This window comes from Mesorhizobium sp. M2A.F.Ca.ET.067.02.1.1, from assembly GCF_004023285.1.
Lineage (GTDB): Bacteria > Pseudomonadota > Alphaproteobacteria > Rhizobiales > Rhizobiaceae > Mesorhizobium.
Genome location: NZ_RZSB01000336.1, coordinates 1 through 6,274 on the forward strand (window position 1 = coordinate 1; position 6,274 = coordinate 6,274).

The 6,274-nt window shown below is 63.5% G+C and carries 5 protein-coding genes; 4 read left to right on the top strand and 1 reads right to left on the bottom strand.

Annotated elements, in window-relative coordinates:
- Positions 1-938: 938 nt before the first annotated feature.
- On the top strand, positions 939-1,997 hold the full coding sequence (locus EOA28_RS21230) for a UDP-glucuronic acid decarboxylase family protein (RefSeq protein WP_127251117.1): 1,059 nt from the start codon (positions 939-941) through the stop codon (positions 1,995-1,997).
- Positions 1,994-3,121 carry a UDP-glucose 4-epimerase GalE gene (gene galE, locus EOA28_RS21235; protein ID WP_127251116.1) on the top strand — a complete coding sequence of 376 codons (1,128 nt, stop codon included), beginning with the start codon at positions 1,994-1,996 and terminating at the stop codon, positions 3,119-3,121. Before EOA28_RS21230 ends, galE begins: the two co-directional genes overlap by 4 nt.
- An 80-nt stretch (positions 3,122-3,201) precedes the next feature.
- Here the strand turns inward: galE and EOA28_RS21240 are convergent, their stop codons facing one another.
- Positions 3,202-3,747, bottom strand: a complete 546-nt coding sequence (locus EOA28_RS21240; protein WP_245463232.1) for a DUF995 domain-containing protein — start codon at positions 3,745-3,747, stop codon at positions 3,202-3,204.
- 647 nt (positions 3,748-4,394) lie between these two features.
- On the opposite strand from EOA28_RS21240, the gene EOA28_RS21245 reads away from it, so the two are divergent.
- The gene (locus EOA28_RS21245; protein ID WP_127251115.1) at positions 4,395-5,312 is read left to right on the top strand and encodes a lysylphosphatidylglycerol synthase domain-containing protein; all 918 of its coding nucleotides are present in this window, start codon (positions 4,395-4,397) and stop codon (positions 5,310-5,312) included.
- 5 nt (positions 5,313-5,317) lie between these two features.
- A partial coding sequence (locus EOA28_RS21250; RefSeq protein WP_148670787.1) for a glycosyltransferase family 2 protein occupies positions 5,318-6,274 on the top strand: 957 nt, incomplete at its 3' end.

Consider the following 6,274-nt stretch of genomic DNA (forward strand, 5'->3'; position numbering starts at 1 on the left):
TCGCTAAATTAACCAAGTTGCCATAATGAGTTGGGGTGGGCGGCTAATCGTGATTCGAACATAAGCGCCGCGCGCTTGAGGGGATTTTTACTTCATGCTGATGGCCTATCGAGGCTTAAGCCGGCCCTGCCTCAACAAAAATTTCGCATTCTAATGAAGGCCCTGCCCCGTCTTTTTGTCCTGGGTGCGTTGTTGGCAACTTCCGGTTGCCAATACTTCAACTTCGGTCAGTCGAGCTCATTCAGCGTGTCGCTAAGCGGCAACGCCGCCTTGATCGACTTGAAACCAACCCGACACATCCATACAGAGAGCCCGTCTCGCTCGGCGCCTGTGGTAAGGATCAATCCTTATCTTGGGAACGCTGACTTTATTTGCGGCCCGAGCGGCTTTGGACAGCAATCGCATTGCTTCGCCAGAAGTGCCGGAGCGGTCGCCGAGAACATCTAGCCACGATGCGCAATCTCGACCCGGCGTCTTGCTGACGTTGCTTCGAGGCTTCAAGGATGATGCCGAGAGCCTCTCCCGGCCTGCTGCCGCAATTCGATGAACGCGGCGCCGTTACCAAGCTTTCCGGGGCAGCGTCTCACCGCTGATGCGCCCTGTGCGCCCACTCCTTGGTTAACCATTCGCAAAGACGTGAGGTTAACAAAACGCTAATTTAGTTGACCACCCCCGACACAGGTATATCTTCGTATGCGTTGGGTGTGCAATTTGGGCGAGCAGTCTGCGGTGGTGGCAACCGACTCGTGGATCGCGACTTAGGGGCGGAAGGGACGCTTATGCGGCGAAGACAAGCCGTAGAGCGACAGCCTCGCGAACTCAGAAAAGTATGACGCACATCAGTGCAGGCGGTTCCGCACATGCGGAGGAATCGCCTTTGTGACCTGGTCGGGTAGCCCCCGTCCCGGAACGGTAGTGTGTGTGCGTACGAGGTTGGCATGAATAGGGTCATCAAAGTTCTGAAGCCGGTTCGATCGGGACGAAAAAGCATCGATCGCGGCCGGGCCCTGGTCACCGGCGGAGCGGGATTCCTGGGTTCTCATTTGTGCGAGCGGCTGCTTGCGGACGGCTATGAAGTCATCGCCCTGGACAATTTCCACACCGGCAAAAGATACAATCTAGCCGGTATCGCGCGCGACGCCGCCTTCACCTGCATCAGCCACGACGTTGTCGATGCCTTGCCGATGGATATCGCCGTCGACGAGATCTACAACCTCGCCTGCCCGGCGTCCCCGCCTCACTACCAGGCCGATCCCATCCACACGTTCAAGACCAGCGTGCTCGGGGCAATCAACCTTCTGGAACTTGCCCGGCGCCACAACGCCAAGATATTCCAGGCCTCGACCTCCGAGGTTTATGGCGACCCGCTGGTTCATCCGCAGCCCGAAGGCTATTTCGGCAACGTCAACACGCATGGCCCGCGCGCCTGCTACGATGAAGGCAAGCGCTCGGCCGAAACGCTGTTCTTTGACTATGCGAGAACCTACGGCCTCGATATCCGGGTGGCGCGCATCTTCAACACCTATGGGCCGCGCATGCGGCCCGATGACGGTCGCGTGGTGTCCAATTTCATCGTTCAGGCACTGCGCGGGGACGATATCACCGTCTATGGCAACGGCACCCAGACGCGCTCCTTCTGCTATGTCGACGACTTGATCGAAGGGTTTATGCGGCTGATGCGGTCGCCCGCGGGGCCGAACCATCCGGTCAACCTCGGAAACCCCGGCGAGTTCACCGTCATGGAACTGGCCGAATTCGTCCTCGATTACACCAATTCCCGCTCGCGGATCGTGCACAGGCCGCTGCCCGTCGACGATCCCCGGCAGCGCAAACCCGACATTTCCTTCGCCAGGCAGCATCTCGGCTGGGAGCCGAGAATCGCGCTCAGCGAAGGATTGTCCCACACCACGGCCTATTTCGAAGCCCTGCTGGGCCGCCGGCAGCCCGGGACCTCACGCGGCGACCATCTGTCCTCCGGCGGGGCTTTGGCGCTATGAGTGCCCGCCCCATCCTGGTGACGGGCGGCGCCGGCTTCATCGGCAGCCACACCTGCAAGCAGCTGGCGGCGGCCGGCTACCTGCCGGTGGTCTACGACAATCTCAGCCGCGGCAACGAGAAAGCGGTGGCCTGGGGGCCGCTGGTGGTCGGCGATATCCGCGACCGCGGCGCGCTCGAGCGGGCCATCGCCAGCCACAGGCCGCAGGCGGTCGTCCACTTCGCCGCGCTCGCCTATGTCGGCGAGTCGGTCAGTGACCCGGCGGACTATTATTCGGTCAATGTCGCCGGCACGATCGCCGTGCTCGAGGCCGCGCGGGCGAACGGCATCGGCAACATCATCTTCTCCTCCAGCTGCGCGACCTATGGCATGCCCGAGGCGCTGCCCGTGCGCGAGACCTCGTCGCAGAACCCGATCAGCCCTTACGGCCGCAGCAAGCTGATGGGCGAACAGATCATCAAGGACCATGCCGCGGCCTATGGGATGAAATACGCGATCCTGCGCTACTTCAACGCCTGCGGCGCCGACCCCGACGGCGAGCTTGGCGAATGGCACACGCCGGAAACCCATCTCATTCCCAGGGTGTTGATGGCGGCGTCCGGCATGATCGAGGCGATCGAGGTTTTCGGCACCGACTACGAGACAGCGGACGGCACCTGCGTGCGCGACTACATCCATGTCGGCGACCTCGCCCGGGCGCATCTCAAGGCCCTCATGCATCTGGAGGCCGGCGGCAAAAGCCTTGCTGTCAACCTTGGCACCGGCCGCGGGGTCTCGATCAGGCAGATCATGGAGGCGGTCGAGCGGATCACATCGCGGCCGGTCCCGGTCATGTACAAGGCGCGACGCCCCGGCGATCCGGCCGGGCTTTTCGCCGACCCCGGCCTTGCCCGCGAACAGCTGGGCTTCGTGGCGCAACTTTCCGACATCGACACTATCGTCAGGACGGCCGCACCCTTTTTCGGGCTCGGTCCGGCCTTGCGCGATTCCGGCGCTTCGGCCGCCATGCCGCGCGCATTGCGCGCGCCGCGCGGCGCGAACGTCAATCAGAAACGCCGGCCCGCAAGGCCGGCGGTCGGCCCTGTGAGTAATGTGTCGGGGCGCGGGCTCGCTGAGTTCGGCTAAGGCCGGCTCAGCGAGCCTCCACTTTCCAGATCCAGCGTCACGCTTGCTCGGCCCAAAATTGGCCGAGCATTGACGCTGCGTCAGCTCTTGGTGTCGATCAATTTGCGGGCAGCTTCAAATTGAGCACCCTTGGTGTTGCCCGCCTCGAACTTCTGGTGCTCGTCGGCGGGATCGTCCTTGGCGTGCTTGAAATCATACCACGTGCCATCGGGATCCTTGCGCTGCTCGATGTTGCCCTTGTCGACACGATGGCTGTAGCAGGTACGCTGCGGCTTGGTGGAGTAGGTCTTGGACCGCCAGGCAAGTTCCATGCACATCTTGCCCTTTTCCGTTACCAGCCAGCGGCCTTCGCCGACGGCCGGCGAATCTTCCCCCTTCGTCCAGGCATGCAGGCGCCTGTCCATTCCGAAATAGGCGGCGCCGTTCTTCCAGTTCCAGGTGCGGTCGGCGTAGAGAAGCTGCAGCTCGAAAGCCGTCGGAGCAATGTCGGGCTTGGCAGCGGCCTCGACGGCCGCACCGGTCTTCGCCGGAGCCGCGCCGGCGGCGCCGCTAAAAGCAAGCTGGCCGCAGGCGACCAGGAGCGGAACCAGCCAGCCGCCTCTGGCAAGCCGATCGGCCCTGCTCAATTCAAGTCGACTCCGTTCGGATGCCGAAGTGGCTTCAGCTGTCGTTCCGATGCGCGTGCACATATCAATACCCCCTCTCGACCCCGACACGGCGGGGCCGATGAACCATGATCTGGAAGATGTTTCTTCGGGGCCTGCCGCGAGCCGTCACGATGCCCGGGCCTGTCGGCCCAATGGCGGCGCGATCAGCGCCCTTGAGCCTATTAACAGCCGCGCGCGGCCCGATGTCAACTGAGTCGAGGCCCAAGTGATCACTACAAGCCGTTAGTTAACCAGGGATATTACAATGTTGTATAGTCTGACCTTGCCTGGCGATTGGATGTCGCCAGAATAGCTTCGGTAGGGGGCTGCTCCACATGTTAGACAGCGCAGAAACAAGTGAGTTGCGAGGCGCGACGGCCGGCGGCAAGCCGAGACTGCTGCCGCTGGCAATGGTTCGTCGAACCTCATGACGCAGTGATCGACCACCTCGACAAGACTGCGACCAAGCTTGTGGATTCGGATACGATGCTGGTCTATAGGATCACCCGCCCGTGACGGCGCGCCCGTCGAGCCGCGTCGGCGAAGCGACCCGCGGATAAAGGCGTGAATTGTCGAACCACCGGATAAGCCGCTCCAACGCGGCGGTGGCGCCATCGGAGAATTGGTTGAAGCGAGCGATATCGATAGTCGTCACACTGGCGCTGCTGGCATGGCTTGCCAGCGATCAGCGCTGGAAGATGGTTGGCGATGCCTTCGCCTCCATCACGCCCGGCGCCTTCGTGGCGGTCGCGGCAGCGCTGTTCGTCACCTATGTGCTCAGGGCGCTGCGCGTCTGCGACGAGTTCCGCGACGATGTGAACGGCCGCTTCGGCGCCGCGCTGCGTATCATCCTGATCCACAATGCCATGATCAACGTCGTTCCCTTCCGCGGCGGCGAGACGGCCTTTCCGATCCTGTTGCGTCAGGTGTTCGGCGTGTCGATCGTGCGCGCCAGCGCCTCTCTTCTCTGGTTCAGGCTGCAGGACGCTTTCGTCGTCGGCGTGCTGGCCTGCCTCGTTTGGCCGGGCCTCCATCTGGCGCTGCGGGCCGCCGGCATTGCGGCGCTGATCGCCGCCGCCTGGTACCTGCCGCGCTGGGCCCGCGCGCCGCACAACTGGACAGCCGGCGGCAGGATCGTCTCCAAGCTCGGCAAATTGCGCGACATCTTCACTGAGGCGACGGGGCGCTCGCGCTATGGCTGGTGGTGGACGATCGCCAACTGGGCGCTGAAGCTCGGCGTGCAGGGCTGGCTGCTCGCCATGCTGCTCAACACCTCGTTCCAGACCGCCTTTCCCGGCGCCGTCGGCGCGGAGGCAGCCGCCATCCTGCCAGTGCAGGGCGTCGCCGGCTTCGGCACCTATGAGGCGGGCGCCGCCGCGGCGCTGCTCTATTCCGGCATTGCCATGAAGGACGGCTTGCAGGCGGCGCTCGCGCTGCATCTCTTCATCCTGTGCTCGGCGGTCGCAACCGGTGCGATCGCCTGGCTGTTCCCCTCGAAATCGACGCTGCCGGAAACCCCGGCGGCGGGACCGGCAAGGAAATGACCGCCATGAACGTGCTTCCCATCCCCGCATCGGGATTGCCCGAGGGCGCCGTCATGCCCGAGCACAAGCTTTCCATCGTCATCCCGATGTATAACGAGGCCGACAATGTCGAGCCGCTGCTTGTGCGCATCCATCAGGCGATGGAGAATTACAGCCAGCCATGGGAGGTGGTGCTGGTCGACGACGGCAGCACCGACGCCACCCCCGCCGAGATCCGCCGGCTGGCGGCGCAGTACGGGCCGTATGTGCATGGCGTGGAGCTGGTGCGCAACTACAAGCAGACCGCCGCCATGCAGGCTGGCCTCGACGCCGCGCGCGGCGATGTCATCGCGACGCTCGACGGCGATCTGCAGAACGACCCCTTCGACATTCCGCGCATGGTCTATCGCTTGCTGACCGAGGATCTCGACCTCGTCGCCGGCTGGCGCAAGGACCGCAAGGAAGGGTTCTGGTTGCGCCGCCTGCCGTCCCGCATCGCCAACAGGCTGATCGCGCGGGTCACCGGCGTTAAGCTCAAGGACTATGGCTGCAGCCTGAAAGTGTTCCGCGGCAGCGTCATCCGCAGCGTGCGGCTCTATGGCGAGATGCACCGCTTCATCCCGGCGTGGCTGGCGACGGTGACGACGCCGCGACGCATAGCCGAGGAAGTGGTGACCCATCACGCCCGCATCCACGGCCAGTCGAAATACGGTATCTCACGTACCTTCCGTGTGGTGCTGGACCTCGTCTTCATGTTCTTCTTCCTGCGCTATCGCACGCGGCCGGGCCATTTCTTCGGCGGCATCGGCATCGTGCTCGGAGTGCTCGGCTCGCTGATCCTGGCCTATCTCTTCGCGATCAAGGTTTTCTGGGGGCAGGATATCGGCACCAGGCCGATGCTGATCACCGGCTTCTTCCTGGTGATCGCCGGGCTGCAGGCGGTGACGTCGGGCGTGCTGGCCGAGATGCTGTCACGCGTCTAT